The organism is Acerihabitans sp. TG2 (assembly GCF_035013185.1).
Classification (GTDB): Bacteria; Pseudomonadota; Gammaproteobacteria; order Enterobacterales; family Enterobacteriaceae; genus Acerihabitans.
In genome coordinates this window covers 1-16,193 of the sequence record NZ_JAYGJO010000033.1, presented here as the reverse complement: position 1 = coordinate 16,193, position 16,193 = coordinate 1, and the positions used below count along the sequence as shown (strand labels likewise).

The following is a 16,193-nucleotide window of genomic DNA, read 5'->3' as shown; positions in this document are numbered from 1 at the left end:
AGTTGTAGGTTACACGATGAGAATTAAGCCTTGTGTTCAGATTCGGCCCGATGGGTCTCTTCCATACCGTCTTCCAGTACATCGGATGGCAGGTAAGGAGAAATAAGCGCCCGATAGATGTAGGCACCCAAACAGCCTCCGACCACAGGCGCAATCAAAGGCACCAGGAAATAAGGAATTTCACGGCCGCCGGTAAACGCGACTTTGCCCCAGCCAGCCAGGAAAGCGAAAACTTTCGGGCCGAAGTCTCGTGCGGGGTTAAGGGCGAAGCCGGTTAACGGTCCCATGGATGCGCCGATTACCGCGATCAGTATGCCGATCAGCAGCGGTGCCAAAGGACCTCTGGGGATACCGTTACCATCATCAGTCAGGGCCAAAATCAGGCATAACAAGATGGCGGCAATGGTTGTTTCCACAAAAAATGCCTGTAAAACGGAGATATGCGGATTCGGATAGGTAGAGAATATCCCCGCCAATTGCAGGCTTTCCACACTGCCACGAACCATGTGGCTGGCCTGTTCGACGTCAATAAACAGATTATAGTACAAGGCATAGACCAGGGCGGCGGCGCAAAACGCGCCTAACATCTGGGCGATAATATAGGGTATGACTTTGTGGCGTTCAAAACTGGCGAACAGCCACAGAGCGATTGAAACGGCAGGATTGAGGTGGGCACCGGAAACGGCGGCGGTGAGGTAAATCGCCATCGCGACGCCCAGGCCCCAAATGATACTGATTTCCCATTGGCCAAAGCTTGCCCCTGCCAATTTCAGTGCGGCGACACAGCCCGCACCGAAAAAAATCAGCAGACCGGTACCAAGGAACTCAGCTATGCATTGGCCTTTTAACGTTGGTTTCTTTTGTTGGCTCATAATTTTTTCCTGCTGGCGGAATGTGAGGTTATGTCAGATGTAACGTCCGCTTACCGAAACATATCTAACCGATATAATAATGTAGGTATGTTGTTAATTTATCGTTAACGAGCAAAAACGAGAAATATCGAAATCAAATTGTGTGCACTTCGTCATAAAAATGAGCGAATACGCTTATTCTAGGACGATAAACGGTCTCAGTCTGTGCTCTGGTTATCATGATTCGTTAACAATTATTGTTAATCCACACTATTTACACCGGCATCGAAAACAAAACTTTACGCTGCGCCATGACGTGATAGCGTACAATAACCACCTCATTCGACCCTTTGGGCGATTGCGGCTGGACACTCGGGGATAGGCTACTTAAAATCCATCCTCGGGCTAGATATCCACGGTATTTGTCACATGCATGGCAGATTGCGTAGGGCGCGAATGATGTATACCCAATAGATTTTCATTGCAGGAAGGCGGCAAGCGGGAGAACGGAGATGAACTTACTTCAGTAAGTGAGTCGTGTTCGAGCCTAGCCAAGGTCCCGGCAAATCGAAAAATGGCGGGTATTGCTCACATTCACAATGACACCTTGTAGGCTTAAGGGGGCTGAAATGGCTTTTGAAGTATTTGAGAAATTGGAAGCGAAAGTACAACAGGCAATTGATACGATAACGCTTTTGCAAATGGAAATTGAAGAATTGAAAGAGAAGAACAACGGCCTAGCCCAAGAGCTTCAGCAAGCAAACAGTAATCGTGAAACCCTGGTTAACGAAAATGAGCAGTTGAAGCAAGAGCAGGGTGTATGGCAGGAGCGTTTACACGCATTACTTAGCAAGATGGAAGAAGTCTAATACCCATTCAGGTCTACCATGCACGCAACGAACCCATGGGGCAATGTTAGATCGCCCCGTGGGTTCCGTTGATGAATTATTCCAAATCGAGCGGCTCTTCGGATAGAATAATCCCGGTATTGTCAGCGTAAAGATGGTCACCGGAGAAAAAGGTCACTCCGCCAAAGTTGACCCGAATATCGCTTTCGCCAATACCTTCACTCGCTGCGCCGGCCGGTGTGGCGGCCATGGCTTGGATGCCTAAATCTAGCTCTTCCAGGTCGTCTACCTGGCGTACCGCGCCGTAGACTACAATCCCTTCCCACTCATTTTGCGCGGCCAAGGCACCCAGCTCGGCGTTGATCAGCGCGCGTCGAACCGAACCACCGCCGTCAATCACTAGCACCCGGCCAAGCCCGTTCTCCTCGAGTAAGTCGTAAAGCAAACCATTATCCTCGAAGCATTTCACGGTAATGATCTGCCCGCCAAATGATGTCCTCCCGCCAAAATTGCTAAAGAGAGGCTCAACAACATTCACGTCTTCATGATAAATGTCGCACAGTTCTGAGGTATCGTATTTCATAGGATTTACGTCGGTTTGCCGCTGGAAATCGGAGTATATCGCGTTCTTGCATCAGTTGCCAAAATCATCAATTGTTAACTTGATGCGCATCAGAAAACCAGACGCGAGAAATCAGCTAAAGAGCAGGCCTACAGCAAACAAAATATTAACCAGAAGCGCGCATTTTACGGTTTTTTCCAGCATGGGTCGAATGCCTGATGGATTGGTCTCATGCAGGACAAAACGCGCTTGCATATAGAGTGCGGGTACGGCCAGCATAAACAACCAACCGACCAGATTGCGTCGCTCAAGCAAGGTGAATAGCGCCAGGCAGATCACCGCGCCCAAGAGCAAAAAAGCATGGTAATATCGCGCCCACTCTGGTCCGAGTCTGACCGCCAACGTATTTTTGCCATTTTGACGATCGGTTTCAATATCGCGCAGATTGTTGATATTCAGTACCGCAGCGGCCAGAAGTCCGCACGCACTCGCCGGTAGCATAACCATGAGCTGGAAGGCCCCAGTCTGTAAATAATAACTGCCGCCAACGCTGAGCCAGCCAAAAAAGACCAGCACCGACAGATCGCCGAGCCCCATATAACCGTAAGGCCGAGTCCCCATGGTGTAGGTGATGGCAGCGATAATCGATAGTACTCCCAGCACCAGAAACCCGAGTATATCCGTTGGTTTTTCGCAGGCGAGGGCGATGAGCGCAGCACCGGATAGCAGCGATAGGCTAATGGCGATAATCAGTGCAAACTTCATTTTTTCGCGGGAAATTATGCCCAACTGCATGCCACGCAATGGCCCGATACGCCCCTGTTCGTCACTGCCCTTGACGGCATCGCCATAATCATTGGCCAAATTAGAGAGAATTTGCAACAGGGCGGCAGTGAGTAGCGCCAGCAGAGCGACGCCGGGTTTGAAGTGTCCTTGCCAACCGGCTATCGCCGAACCGGTGACAATGGAGGCTAGGGCCAGCGGCAACGTGCGTAGACGTAGGCTAATCATCCAGGCTTTAGTCGGACTGAGGGTAGCGGTTTCACTCATAATTGATAAATCTATTCATCTATACCCGGTTTAGGTAAAAAAAAGGAGGCCGGAGCCCCCCATTTCGGATGTCGCTTATCCCAGTATCGACTACAGGATAAATCGGCTCAAATCTTCATCAGATACTAACTCATCCAGATGACTACGAACATAATCTGCATCAATTGAGATAGTTTTACCATCCCATTCACTGGCATCGTAGGAAATATCTTCCATAAGACGCTCCAAAACCGTATGTAAGCGGCGAGCACCAATGTTTTCGGTGCGCTCGTTAACCTGCCAGGCCGCCTCCGCGATCCGGCGGATACCCTCGGTGGTGAACTCGATATTGACACCCTCGGTGGCCATCAGCGCTTTATACTGAATAGTCAGCGAAGCGCTGGGTTCGGTCAGGATACGTTCGAAGTCATCGGTGGTGAGGGCCTGAAGCTCGACACGAATCGGTAAACGCCCTTGCAATTCCGGGATCAGGTCGGAGGGTTTGGACACCTGAAACGCGCCGGAAGCAATAAACAGGATATGGTCGGTTTTAACCATGCCGTGCTTAGTCGAGACGGTACAACCTTCCACCAATGGCAGCAAATCCCGCTGCACCCCTTCCCGGGAGACATCAGGTCCGGAGGTTTCGCCACGTTTACATATTTTGTCGATCTCATCGATAAAAACAATACCGTGTTGTTCAACGGCTTCGATGGCCAGTTCCTTTAGCTCTTCCGGATTCACCAGTTTGGCGGCTTCTTCTTCCACCAGCAGCTTCAGCGCTTCCTTGATCTTTATTTTACGTGGGTTTTGTTTTTGGCCAGCCAGGTTTTTAAACATGGATTGCAGTTGGTTGGTCATTTCCTCCATGCCGGGAGGCGCCATGATTTCAACCCCCATTGGTGTGGCGGCCAAATTAATCTCAATTTCCTTATCGTCCAACTGACCTTCCCGCAGCTTTTTACGGAAAGTCTGGCGTGCAGCTGAAGGTTCAACGGGTTCCTCTGGCTGGCCCCAGTTGTTTTTGGCTGGCGGAATCAGTACATCGAGCACCCGTTCTTCCGCTAACTCTTCAGCACGCTGGCGGTTTTTATCCATCGACTGCAAGCGAACTATTTTTATCGCCGCATCGGTCAGATCACGGATGATGGAGTCCACTTCCTTGCCGACATATCCCACTTCGGTGAATTTTGTCGCTTCAACTTTGATGAAAGGTGCGTTGGCCAATTTTGCCAGGCGCCGGGCGATTTCGGTTTTACCGACGCCGGTCGGCCCAATCATCAGAATATTTTTAGGCGTCACTTCGTGGCGCAGTGTCTCGTTGAGCTGCATGCGACGCCAACGATTACGCAGCGCGATAGCCACGGCGCGCTTCGCATTGTGTTGCCCGATAATATAGTCGTCGAGTTCGCTAACGATTTCGCGTGGGGTCATTTCAGACATATTTAGGCGTCCTTACGCTTCGTAATTCAATTCTTTGATAGTATGGAAATGGTTGGTGTAAATGCAAATATCCGCCGCAATTTCCAACGATTTCGCCACGATTTCCCGTGCGCTAAACTCGGTGTTTTCCAATAGCGCCCGCGCAGCGGATTGGGCGTACGGCCCCCCGGAGCCAATGGCAATCAGATCGTTTTCCGGCTGGATTACATCGCCATTACCCGTGATGATCAGTGATGCGGTTTCATCCGCCACCGCCAGCAACGCTTCCAATTTACGCAGCATACGATCGGTGCGCCAGTCCTTGGCCAATTCAACAGCCGCTTTTTTTAGATGTCCCTGATGCATCTCCAATTTACGCTCAAATAATTCAAATAGCGTAAATGCGTCAGCGGTACCACCGGCAAAACCTGCGATAACTTTGTCTTGATACAGGCTACGCACTTTTTGCACGTTGCCCTTCATAATGGTGTTACCCAGAGTGGCCTGTCCATCACCGCCAATGACTACATGGCCATTGCGGCGTACGCTTACGATTGTTGTCACGAGCAACCCTCCGGTAGACAAATAAGAAGCGCCCCATCACAAGTATGGGGCATATTGAATTAATAAATGGGGCGAGGGTGGAGGTTTTTCAACCCCCGGAAGCGATAGGGATACAATTTGATACCCCCGCGCCTTTCAGATTTTGCAGCGATTTGTCCGCGCTGGCACGCACAGCGTAAGAGCCGACCATCACGCGATTCCAGCCGCCGCTGGTGGCGATTCGGCTTTCAATGCCGCCAAAAGCCAGCCGAGCGCGCACGGACTCCGCCTGATCTATGGATTTAAACGAACCACATTGTATCGCCCAGTGTTGGGATTTTTCTTTATCCGTCTTGGATTCGGTTTTAGGTTCGGCGTGCGCCTGTGCTTTCGCCGGTGCTGTCGGCTGTATCGTTGTAACCGGTGCCTGACGCGGCTGTTGCTGAACCTGTTGGGTGGCTGGTGCCTGACGCGGCTGTTGCTGAACCTGTTGGGTGGCTGGTACCTGGCGCGGCTGTTGCTGAACCTGTTGAGTGGCTGGTGCATGGTGCGGCGGCGGCTGGACGGTCGGTGCCTGGCGTACTGCAGGCGCGGAGAATACCGGACGTGGTGTCACTGGCGCCGCGGTTGCTTGACGTGATTGTGTCACCGGTAGCGTATTTTGCTGATGGGCATGGTTGGCGACCGAGCTTTTCACCTGATCGTTATAAGGTACCTCATTGAGGTGTATCGGTTGCTGGCGCATATCCGCCTGCATTTGTTCAAGCAATTGACGCTGCTCATCCGTTAATTGGGCTGGGGTTTGTACTTCGCCGCCTGCGGTGGGTTCCGTAGGGCTTTGCACACCAATCTGACGATTCTCCAGTTCTTTAATATAACGCCAGCGTTCTTCCGGTTTTGGCGGCAGTCCATTAGTCGTGTGGCTACCATGACTTGGCAGGATCACCGCTTCTTCCGATTTATTGTGGGCGATAAAATAGAGACCGCCAATAAAGGTAATCAATACCGCAACCGCCAATGCAATCATGGTTTTTGATATACCGGAAGACGTGCGTTTTTTTCGACTGTTGGTTTTTTTGCGCCGGGTGCTTGTCTTGCCTCGGCCTACATAGTCTCTTTGTGCCACTATCGTTTCGCTAAGTTTGAGAAAGTAATCAGCCAGTCATGTTACTGAAGGCAATGATATTTGACTAGCGCATACAATCCTAAAGCGCATCATCCCCATTATATTTCGAGCCGCAGGGGCGTTGGCTACGCGCGTTCACCCGAATCACTTACTAGAGTAAGCTCATCGGGGTTCTCTTGCTTGCCGCCTACCTGCGGCCCGAAATCTATTGGGTCTACCCGTCATATTTCGAGTCGCAGGGGCGTTGGCTACGCGCGTTCACCCGAATCACTTACTAGAGTAAGCTCATCGGGGTTCTCTTGCTTGCCGCCTACCTGCGGCCCGAAATCTATTGGGTATAGGTTTTTATAGGGGGAATAGAGGTACTGCCCCGGACAATCAATTTACTTTCCAATAATAAAGAGGTGCTGCCCACGACCTGCTGTCTAACCTGCCGTAACAGTAATAACAAGGCTTCGCGTCCAAGTTGATAACTTGGCTGCGCCACGGTAGTCAGCGGTGGATCGCAAAAATGCGCGAACGCAATATCATCAAAGCCAACCAGAGAAATATCCGCCGGTACGCCCAAGCCGTTTTTTCTGGCCTGAGAGAGGGCACCAAAGGCTATGATATCATTGTGACAGAAGATAGCAGTCGGCGGACAGGCGCGCGAAATTAATGCGTTAAGCCCTGCAGCACCGGTCTGGAAAGAGGCTTTACCCCGGAACACCAGTTGCTCGTCCGGTGCAATCCCATGGCGACTAATGGCTTGAATATACCCCTGTAGACGATATTGGCAAAGCATCTGATGCGCCGGCCCACTAATAAAGCCAATACGGCGATGGCCCAGCCCGACCAAATAGTCCACCGCATCATAGGCGGCAGTGAGGTTGTCGATATGCACCGTGGGTAACTGTAGCTCGGGGACAAATTCATTGATCATCACCATCGGCGGTAAGTTCTGTTGTTCGGTTTTATCAATATTGAACGGAGGATCAGAGCCAAGCAGCAGTACACCATCTATCTGTCGTGCACCGAACAGTTCACAAAAGCTTTTTTTAGCGGACAACTGATGGGCATAGTCGATAACCAGTACCAAATAGCCTTGTTCATCGGCGGTTTCCTCTATGCCGCGCAGTATACCGGAAAAAAAAGGATCACCAATATCCGGCACTGCGGCCAACAGAGTATGAGTGTCGTGACGTTTTGATTGACGGCCTATGGTCTGCGCACAATAACCGACGAGGTGAACGGCACGCTGGACTTTTTGCCGGGTCAGGGCGGAAACTTTTTCCGGATTCATTAATGCACGAGATACCGTTGCGGTTGATACGCCAGCTTTATCCGCCACATCTTTCATTGTTGCCACGACCGCAGCTTTTTTCTGTTCCACTTTTTCTCCTGGCGTCAGGGCAATACTGACAAAATCGCACTTTCCCTAAGGTCACAGCCCAGGTTGCTAAACGGGTGTCGTCAACGAATGACGTTTCAACCCCCGAGTCAGCCATTTTCAGGTTCCATCGTGACGGCTCCCGCACTGTGAATCACCTTGCCCATTACTGTAGCGACCTTGCCGGTGGTCTTATACTACATTTGGCCATGTTCGGGATGACGAGCGCAAAACAGGCGGAGATAAAGCCATAATCAGATATCGGTGGGATCCACATCGAGTGACCATTTCACTTTTCGCGCCTGGGTCAGCGTGCCCACCAGCGGTAAACTCGCGGCAACCAAGCGTTGTAACTGTCCACGGGAAGGATGCTGAATGAGCAGTTGCCAGCGAAAACGGCCGCCGCGCTTAGGTTGCAATGCCGGGATGGGCCCCATCAACCATGTTGCCTCGTCGCGCAGCGGGCTGGCATCCAATAGCTGGCGCAAACGCTCTAAAAATTGCATCGCCTGCTGATTATCATGATCTTCTGCACGAAACAGGATATGGCTGGTAAACGGCGGTAACGATACCGCTTGGCGTTCGGCGAGGGCCTGCTGAGCAAATGCCATATAGCCTTCGTGCAACAAAATCTGCAGTAAGGGGTGATCCGGATGATGAGTTTGCAACATCACCTCTCCCTGCTTGCCGGCGCGGCCGGAACGGCCGGAGACTTGGGTATATAATTGAGCAAAGCGTTCTGCGGAGCGAAAATCGGCGGAAAAAAGGGCACCATCGACATCCAAGAGTGAAACCAATGTGACATCAGGGAAATGATGTCCTTTGGCCAGCATTTGCGTGCCGACCAGAATACGCGCGCCGCCCTTATTTATTTGAGCCAGGTGATGTTCCAGGGCGCCTTTTCTCGCGGTAGTATCCCGATCGATGCGGGTGATGGGGATATCGGGAAACAGCGTTGTCAGCGTCTCCTCCAACTGCTCGGTACCCAGACCCACAGGCACCAGTTGGGTTGACCCACATTGCGGACATTGGTTAGGTATGGGTCGTTGGCTATCACAATGGTGACAGCGCATCAGCCGCTGCTGCTGGTGGATGGTATAAAAATGGTCGCAACGCGGGCATTCGGCTATCCAGCCGCATTCATGGCAAAGTAACGCCGGCGCAAATCCTCGCCGGTTGAGAAACAACATAACCTGGTTGCCGGCGTTAAGATGGGTCCGCATTTTTTTCAGCAGCGGTTGGGACATACCATTGGTGAGTGCCAAGCCTTTTAGGTCCTGTAGCTGCTGCGTCGCCGGCCGGGCGTTGCCCGCACGTTTACCCAGCGTAAGATTGCGGTATTTTTTCTGCGCGACGTTATAAAGCGTTTCCAGTGCAGGGGTCGCCGATCCCAGCACTATGGGTATATTTTCCTCCCTGGCACGGAATACCGCCAGGTCCCGAGCATGATAACGCCAGCCCTCATGTTGCTTGTAAGAGCTATCATGCTCTTCGTCTATGATGATGATCCCCAGTCGGGCAAAGGGTGTGAACAATGCCGAACGGGTGCCGATGACAATGGCCACCTCGCCGCTACGCGCTTTTAGCCAAACCGCCAATCGTTCGCTATCGTTAAGGCCGGAGTGCAGTACCTCTATTGGCGCGTGAAAACGTTCGCGAAAGCGGGCAATGGTCTGTGGTGTGAGACCGATTTCCGGTACCAGAACCAGCGCTTGCTTGCCCTTTGCCAGGATGTTTTCCAGTGCTGTCAGATACACTTCTGTTTTGCCCGAACCGGTAACGCCGGCCAACAGCCAAGCGGTAAACTGCTCCTCCTCACTGTGTATGGCGCCTACGGCAGTGGCTTGTTCCGTGTTTAAACGTAACCTTTCGCCTTCTACCCGATAGCTCTCACGCCAATCATGACCGGCCGGCTGGCTGGAACGCAACTCGGTCAACCCTTTGGCACGCAGTGCCTGTAGCGCAGTTTCTGTCAGCATATGCTCGACGACCTGATGGCGGTAGAGCGGCCCCTGCAGCAAGGCGGCCAAGGCTTGTTGTTGTTTTGGTGCGCGCTTAAGGGTATCGAGTGCCGTAACCCGTCCAAGCTCGGTGGCGAACCATTGCCACAGTGGCGTCATCTCGGCGGCCTTGCCCTGGCGGATTAATACCGGTAGTGCATGGAACAGCACTTCACCCACTGGATAATGGTAATAACCGATAGCCCAATTCAGGATACGCCATAGGCTGTCCGGAAATAGTGAGTGCCCGTCAATCACCTCGGCGACGGTTTTGAGCTTATCCGGCGAGAGTTCGCTTTGCGCGCTGATACCGGTAACGATGCCAATGGCATGGCGCTGGCCGAACGGCACGCGAACCCTCCCGCCTACCGCGGGCTGCATATGTTCGGGCAACAGATAGTCGAACGTCCGTGCCAAGGGCACCGGTAGCGCAACGTGAACAACAGGCATTGGAGCATCCAGAATGAAAAAATTGCGCTGATAGTGTACACTGTGCCGCTATCTTTGCACGGATGTGTTTGCAAAGACGGGTGGCATTCTGTATGATTCGCCGCCTTTGATGTAATTCGATATCAAAGAAATATAACTCCCTTCGCGTGGTGTCCGGCGGAAGAAGACTGGATAGCGACGCGGCCTTACGACGAGGTTTTCCATGAAAAAAGATATCCATCCGAAATACGTAGAAATTACTGCGACCTGTTCTTGCGGTAATATTATCAAGACCCACTCAACGCTGGGCCACGACATAAATCTGGACGTTTGCGGCGCATGCCACCCGTTCTATACTGGTAAACAGCGTGTTGCTGACACCGGCGGACGTGTGGATCGCTTTAACAAACGTTTCAGTATTCCAAGTGCTAAAAAATAATTGTCCTGCCGATGAAATAAAGGGCGCCGTTGGCGCCCTTTATCATTTCTACGCGTTATCCTTCTGACCGGCGCGTTTCTTTAAGCCAACGCCACATCACCCAGACCTAATATTCCCAGGTATCCGGGTTTATGCCCATCTCACGCATCATTTCCTTAGCGACTTCCGGAATTTCATCGCTGCGCTCTTTACGAAGATCATTATCATCGGGAAGCGGCTGGCCGGTAAAAGCATGCAAGAAGGCTTCGCAAAGCAGCTCGCTGTTGGTGGCATGGCGCAAATTATTAACCTGCCGCCGGGTTCTTTCATCGGTAAGGATCTTCAGAACCTTTAGCGGAATGGATACCGTAATTTTTTTAACCTGCTCACTTTTTTTACCGTGTTCAGCATAAGGGCTGACATATTCACCTTTCCATTCCGCCATGGGATACCTTAATCTCTCATTAAATGAATATACCCGTCATCTTTCAAGCTGCAGGTGCGTTGGCTACACTCGTTCACCCGAATCACTTACTTGAGTAAGCTCATCGGGGTTCATTCGCTTGCCGCCTTCCTGCAACTCGAAAGCTATAGGGTCATACCCGTCATCTTTCAAGCTGCAGGCGCGTTGGCTACACTCGTTCACCCGAATCACTTACTGGAGTAAGCTCATCGGGGTTCATTCGCTTGCCGCCTTCCTGCAACTCGAAAGCTATAGGGCTATACCCGTCATCTTTCAAGCTGCAGGCGCGTTGGCTACACTCGTTCACCCGAATCACTTTTTTGAGTAAGCTCCGCGTTCTTTTCTTGCCGCCTTAGCGCAACTCGACATCTACCGGATATATAATATGTTCAAACAGGCTGATTATGCCGTAACGACACCGTTCTCTCTACCTCCAGCCGGTTTATTTGGGGTATAAGCTTTTCGTATTGCCCCACTCTCGACCAAACCAACCGACAAGGGTAAAAGGAAGTTAGATTTTAACACTTAAAACCCGCATAATTTTAACTGTTATTAAAGCATTGCTCAATCTATACGCAAAGAAGTTTAGATGTCCAGATGTATTGACGTCTATCGTTGGGCGGTTTACTCTTTCACCTCCACTTTTCACAAACAGTCAGGATGCGGATACATGACGCGCAAGCAGGCCACTATTGCAGTTCGCAGCGGGTTAAATGGTGATGAACAGTTCGGCTGTGTCGTTCCCCCAATCTCGCTTTCCAGTACGTATAATTTTACCGAATTTAACCAGCCGCGCGCCCATGACTACTCGCGACGCGGAAACCCGACTCGTGATGTTGTGCAGCGGGCTCTGGCAGAGCTGGAAGGTGGTGCGGGCGCAGTGATGACCAGTAGTGGCATGTCGGCAATCCATCTTGTCTGTACGGTCTTTTTACAGCCGGGTGACCTGTTGGTTGCGCCTCATGACTGTTACGGCGGAAGTTATCGTCTATTCGATAGTCTCAGTAAACGTGGCGCATATCGGGTTATTTTTGTTGATCAGGGCGATGCATGTGCATTAAGCGCGGCGTTGGCTGAAAAACCGAAATTAGTGCTGATTGAAACTCCCAGCAATCCACTGTTGAGAGTCGTAGATATCGCAGCCATTTGCCGTGAAGCCCACCAAACGGGCGCCATTTGCGTGGTGGACAACACCTTTATGAGTCCGGCGCTTCAGCAACCCCTGCTCTTAGGTGCCGATATCGTGGTGCACTCCTGTACCAAATACCTTAACGGCCATTCAGATGTGGTGGCCGGTACGGCAATTGCCAAGGATGCCGCCGTGGCTACAGAGCTTGCCTGGTGGGCGAATAATATCGGCGTCACCGGCGCGGCCTTTGATAGTTACCTGTTGTTGCGTGGTATCCGTACTCTGGCTCCCCGTATTCGTCAGCAGCAAAGCAACGCACTGGAAATAGTGAAGTATCTACAACAGCAACCGCTAGTGAAAAAACTGTATTATCCCGGATTGCCCGAGAACCCTGGCCATGAGATTGCCTGTCGGCAGCAAAAGGGGTTTGGCGCCATGCTAAGTTTTGAACTCAATGGTGATGAGCCGCAGTTACGGCGTTTTCTTTCCCACCTGGAGTTATTTACCCTGGCTGAATCTCTTGGCGGGGTAGAAAGTCTGATCTCGCATGCGGCTACCATGACCCACGCCGGCATGGCACCAGAGGCGCGCGTCGCTGCCGGTATCTCCGAGACGTTGTTGCGTGTATCGGTGGGAATTGAGGATAGCGAAGATTTAATCGACGATCTGGAACACGCTTTCCAGGCGGCGGCAAAGAGGTAGTCATGAGTGCTTTAGGAACAACAGTGCGCCCGGCCGGTAGGCAACTACATAAATTCGGCGGCAGCAGTTTGGCTGATGTGAAATGTTATCAACGGGTGGCGGGGATCATGGCTGAGTACAGCCAGCCCGGCGATTTAATGGTGGTTTCAGCCGCCGGTTCTACCACCAATCAGCTTATCAGCTGGTTAAAACTCAGCCAGACCGATCGCCTTTCCGCACATCAGGTGCAGCAAGCCTTGCGCCGTTACCAGCAGCAGTTGTTTTCTGGTTTACTGGCGCCGGAGTTGGCCGAGTTGATGATGGTGGAATTTATTAGCGATTTGGAACGACTCGCGGTACTGCTTGACGGCCCCATGTCTGATGCCGTGTATGCGCAGGTGGTCGGCCATGGGGAAATATGGTCGGCACGCTTGATGGCTGCACTGCTTCGCAGCCGGGATCTCGACGCAATCTGGCTTGATGCCCGGGATTTTCTCCGGGCGGAATATGCAGCCCAGCCGCAGGTTGACGAAGCGCTATCCTGGCCGTTATTACAAGGAATTTTGGCCAAATATCCCGATAAATACCTGGTGGTTACCGGTTTTATCTGCCGCAACCAGGCGGGAGAGACCGTATTGCTGGGGCGTAACGGCAGCGATTATTCCGCTACGCAAATTGGTGCTTTGGCCGGCGTGTCGCGAGTGACCATATGGAGTGATGTCGCGGGCGTTTACAGCGCCGACCCTCGCAAAGTGAAAGATGCCTGCCTGTTACCCTTGCTACGCCTCGATGAAGCCAGTGAACTGGCGCGCCTGGCAGCGCCGGTATTGCACACCCGCACGCTACAGCCGGTTTCCGGCAGTGATATCGACTTGCTCTTGCGTTGCAGTTACCAACCTGAGCAGGGTTCTACCCGGATCGAACGGGTGCTGGCGTCCGGTACCGGCGCTAAAATTGTCACCAGCCACGATGATGTCTGTTTGATAGAGCTGACCGTCGAAGCGTCGCACGATTTTAGCCAGGTACAAAAAGACATGGATCTGGCACTAAAACGCGCACAAATCAAGCCCCTGGCGGTAGGGATTCATCGGGACCGGCGCCTGTTGCAACTGTGCTATACCTCAGAAGTGGTTAACAGCGTTTTCCAAACGCTCCAGCAGTCAGCACTGCCCGGCCAGCTTCGCTTACGTGAAGGTTTGGTTTTAGTGGCCATGGTAGGCGCGGGTGTGACCAAAAATCCGCTGCATTGTCATCGCTTTTATCAGCAATTGAAGTACCAGCCGGTGGAGTTTTTTTGGCAGGCGGAAGACGGCATTAGTCTGGTGGCGGTGTTGCGCGTTGGACCCACAGAACATGTGGTCCAGGGATTACACACGTCGCTGTTTCGCGCCGAGAAGCAAATCGGCCTGGTGCTGTTTGGCAAAGGCAATATCGGTTCACGCTGGCTGGAGCTTTTTGCCCGGGAACAGGAGAGCCTCTCTGCGCGTACCGGCTTCGAATTCATCCTCAGTGGCGTGGTGGACAGTCAGCGCAGCCTGCTGAGTTACGATGGTCTTAATGCTAGCCGGGCGCTGGCATTTTTTGAAGATGAGTCCATCGAGCAAGATTCAGACGAGCTGTTTTTATGGATGCGTGCCCATCCTTATGATGATCTGGTGGTGCTGGACGTTACCGCTAGCACGGAGCTGGCCGATCGTTATCTGGATTTTGCCAGTTATGGTTTCCATGTCATCAGCGCCAATAAGTTGGCTGGTGCGTCCAGTGGTGATAATTACCGTCAAATTCGCGATGCATTTGCCAAAACCGGCCGTCATTGGTTATACAATGCCACCGTGGGCGCCGGGCTGCCGGTGAATCATACCGTTCGGGATTTGCGCGATAGCGGTGATAGCATCCTCTCCATCAGCGGCATATTTTCCGGCACGTTATCCTGGTTGTTTTTACAGTTCGACGGCACCGTCCCCTTTACTGAACTGGTGGAGCAGGCCTGGCAGCAGGGATTGACCGAACCCGATCCCCGGGTAGACTTATCCGGCCAGGATGTGATGCGCAAATTGGTCATTTTGGCGCGTGAAGCAGGGTATGAGATTGAGCCAGATCAGGTGCGTGTAGAGTCTTTGGTCTCCTCTGAGAGCATCCTGGGCACGGTGGACCAGTTTTTTGAAGAAGGCGACGCATTGAATCAGCAAATGATACAACGCTTGGAAGCCGCGAATGAAATGGGGCTGGTGTTGCGTTATGTGGCGCGCTTCGATGCCAATGGCAAAGCCAGGGTCGGCGTGGAAGCGGTTCGCCAGGAGCATCCTTTGGCGGCACTCCTGCCATGCGACAACGTATTCGCCATTGAGAGTCGTTGGTATCGTGATAATCCGCTGGTGATCCGAGGACCCGGTGCGGGCAGGGATGTTACCGCCGGTGCGATTCAATCGGATTTGAATCGGTTGGCGCAGCTACTCTGATAGTGTGGCGGGCCTTTATTCCGCCAGAGGTCGATACCCGTCATACTTCACGTTGCAGCTGCGTTGGCTTTGTTACTCGGCTCATCCATGAGCCTCGCCGCTGCGGGGCTGCTGCAAGCAGCGTTCAAATCTGCTCCCGACAGATTTGTCGCTCACCCCAGTCTTTTACTGATGTAAGCTCCTGGGGGTTCACTGCGTTGCCGCCTTGCTGTAACGCGAATTAGTTAGGGTAGGCCCGTCATCCTTCAGGTTGTCATTGTGCATGTTTCGTCCCAATCCGACCACCGATGACGGTTTTAACCGATCATCCATTTCTGGTACTCCTCTCATGACTCAATCTACCCTACCTGCCCGGTGCAGGGGCACTGTTGTGGCAACGGATGACGGGGTCAACCGCAATGCGCCTGTCGTCGCAGGCAAAGTATCCTTGCGCACTTGGTACTCATCTCACGACACTTTCTGAATCGTTTGCTAGCTAATTTTTATATTATCCATGTATTTGATTTTAAAGACTATATATTGATAATTCCTTGCTTTTCCTGCTTGATTTGAAGACAATGCCCCGAGACAAGAAAGGCTTTTTTTCTGTCGGATATGGCTGGATAATTACCTTCAGGATGGCACTATGTTGACGGATCCAACAGCAGGCAACATTTCTCACTCTCGTTATGCCCTTGATATCAATGACAGCCCGGTAACGCCTGAGGTACTGCGCTTTCGTGGCACCGAATGCCTGAGCCGCCCCTTCTCATGGCGTATTGAATTCACTACCCCGCAGCACACTATTCGCCCTGAACAGGTCCTGATGAAGTACGCCAGTTTTTCAATGAGGGATAATAAGGTGGTACATGGGGTGATCACCCG

At 52.1% G+C, this 16,193-nt stretch carries 13 protein-coding genes and 1 pseudogene; 5 read left to right on the top strand and 9 right to left on the bottom strand.

Annotation, left to right across the window (positions count from 1 at the left end):
• Positions 1 to 23 precede the first annotated feature (23 nt).
• Positions 24 to 872 (bottom strand): MIP/aquaporin family protein, encoded by an 849-nt coding sequence (locus tag SJI19_RS21315; protein ID WP_323480276.1) that lies wholly within the window; start codon positions 870 to 872, stop codon positions 24 to 26.
• Between the two features lie 608 nt (positions 873 to 1,480).
• On the opposite strand from SJI19_RS21315, the gene zapB reads away from it, so the two are divergent.
• Positions 1,481 to 1,720 (top strand): cell division protein ZapB, encoded by a 240-nt coding sequence (gene zapB / locus SJI19_RS21310; protein WP_323480275.1) that lies wholly within the window; start codon positions 1,481 to 1,483, stop codon positions 1,718 to 1,720.
• 76 nt (positions 1,721 to 1,796) lie between these two features.
• On the opposite strand, the gene rraA is transcribed toward zapB, so the two are convergent.
• From rraA to priA, 7 genes are all read right to left on the bottom strand, one after another.
• Entirely contained in the window at positions 1,797 to 2,282 is a 486-nt protein-coding gene (gene rraA / locus SJI19_RS21305; RefSeq protein ID WP_323480274.1) for a ribonuclease E activity regulator RraA, read from the bottom strand.
• A gap of 111 nt (positions 2,283 to 2,393) precedes the next feature.
• Complete coding sequence (locus SJI19_RS21300) at positions 2,394 to 3,311, bottom strand: 1,4-dihydroxy-2-naphthoate polyprenyltransferase (RefSeq protein WP_323480273.1); 918 nt, start codon at positions 3,309 to 3,311, stop codon at positions 2,394 to 2,396.
• Positions 3,312 to 3,401: 90 nt separating this feature from the next.
• Positions 3,402 to 4,733 (bottom strand): HslU--HslV peptidase ATPase subunit, encoded by a 1,332-nt coding sequence (gene hslU, locus SJI19_RS21295; RefSeq protein WP_323480272.1) that lies wholly within the window; start codon positions 4,731 to 4,733, stop codon positions 3,402 to 3,404.
• A gap of 12 nt (positions 4,734 to 4,745) precedes the next feature.
• Entirely contained in the window at positions 4,746 to 5,276 is a 531-nt protein-coding gene (gene hslV / locus SJI19_RS21290) for an ATP-dependent protease subunit HslV (RefSeq protein ID WP_323480271.1), read from the bottom strand.
• 88 nt (positions 5,277 to 5,364) lie between these two features.
• A complete protein-coding gene (gene ftsN, locus SJI19_RS21285; protein ID WP_323480270.1) occupies positions 5,365 to 6,381 on the bottom strand; it encodes a cell division protein FtsN in 1,017 nt (338 codons plus the stop codon).
• A 328-nt stretch (positions 6,382 to 6,709) separates the two neighbouring features.
• Positions 6,710 to 7,753, bottom strand: coding sequence for a DNA-binding transcriptional regulator CytR (gene cytR, locus SJI19_RS21280; RefSeq protein WP_323480269.1), 1,044 nt, complete (start codon positions 7,751 to 7,753; stop codon positions 6,710 to 6,712).
• Positions 7,754 to 8,004: 251 nt separating this feature from the next.
• Positions 8,005 to 10,200: a primosomal protein N' gene (priA, locus tag SJI19_RS21275; protein WP_323480268.1), complete on the bottom strand. Its 2,196-nt coding sequence runs from the start codon at positions 10,198 to 10,200 to the stop codon at positions 8,005 to 8,007.
• 202 nt (positions 10,201 to 10,402) lie between these two features.
• On the opposite strand from priA, the gene rpmE reads away from it, so the two are divergent.
• The gene (gene rpmE / locus SJI19_RS21270) at positions 10,403 to 10,618 is read left to right on the top strand and encodes a 50S ribosomal protein L31 (protein ID WP_323480267.1); all 216 of its coding nucleotides are present in this window, start codon (positions 10,403 to 10,405) and stop codon (positions 10,616 to 10,618) included.
• A gap of 106 nt (positions 10,619 to 10,724) precedes the next feature.
• On the opposite strand, the gene metJ is transcribed toward rpmE, so the two are convergent.
• Complete coding sequence (gene metJ / locus SJI19_RS21265) at positions 10,725 to 11,042, bottom strand: met regulon transcriptional regulator MetJ (RefSeq protein WP_323480266.1); 318 nt, start codon at positions 11,040 to 11,042, stop codon at positions 10,725 to 10,727.
• 688 nt (positions 11,043 to 11,730) lie between these two features.
• On the opposite strand from metJ, the gene metB reads away from it, so the two are divergent.
• The 3 genes and pseudogenes from metB to SJI19_RS21250 form a co-directional block, all read left to right on the top strand.
• Entirely contained in the window at positions 11,731 to 12,891 is a 1,161-nt protein-coding gene (gene metB / locus SJI19_RS21260) for a cystathionine gamma-synthase (RefSeq protein WP_323480265.1), read from the top strand.
• A gap of 2 nt (positions 12,892 to 12,893) precedes the next feature.
• Positions 12,894 to 15,329 carry a bifunctional aspartate kinase/homoserine dehydrogenase II gene (locus SJI19_RS21255; protein ID WP_323480264.1) on the top strand — a complete coding sequence of 812 codons (2,436 nt, stop codon included), beginning with the start codon at positions 12,894 to 12,896 and terminating at the stop codon, positions 15,327 to 15,329.
• 625 nt (positions 15,330 to 15,954) lie between these two features.
• Positions 15,955 to 16,193 (top strand): annotated as a pseudogene (locus SJI19_RS21250) (Rhs element Vgr protein); the annotation flags it as partial.

Bases quoted from the DNA above. Each gene is read 5' to 3' on its own strand.
- SJI19_RS21315 (WP_323480276.1), bottom strand. From the start codon at position 872: ATGAGCCAACAAAAGAAACCAACGTTAAAAGGCCAATGCATAGCTGAG.
- metJ (WP_323480266.1), bottom strand. From the start codon at position 11,042: ATGGCGGAATGGAAAGGTGAATATGTCAGCCCTTATGCTGAACACGGT.
- SJI19_RS21300 (WP_323480273.1), bottom strand. From the start codon at position 3,311: ATGAGTGAAACCGCTACCCTCAGTCCGACTAAAGCCTGGATGATTAGC.
- rpmE (WP_323480267.1), top strand. From the start codon at position 10,403: ATGAAAAAAGATATCCATCCGAAATACGTAGAAATTACTGCGACCTGT.
- zapB (WP_323480275.1), top strand. From the start codon at position 1,481: ATGGCTTTTGAAGTATTTGAGAAATTGGAAGCGAAAGTACAACAGGCA.
- rraA (WP_323480274.1), bottom strand. From the start codon at position 2,282: ATGAAATACGATACCTCAGAACTGTGCGACATTTATCATGAAGACGTG.
- priA (WP_323480268.1), bottom strand. From the start codon at position 10,200: ATGCCTGTTGTTCACGTTGCGCTACCGGTGCCCTTGGCACGGACGTTC.
- hslU (WP_323480272.1), bottom strand. From the start codon at position 4,733: ATGTCTGAAATGACCCCACGCGAAATCGTTAGCGAACTCGACGACTAT.
- metB (WP_323480265.1), top strand. From the start codon at position 11,731: ATGACGCGCAAGCAGGCCACTATTGCAGTTCGCAGCGGGTTAAATGGT.
- SJI19_RS21255 (WP_323480264.1), top strand. From the start codon at position 12,894: ATGAGTGCTTTAGGAACAACAGTGCGCCCGGCCGGTAGGCAACTACAT.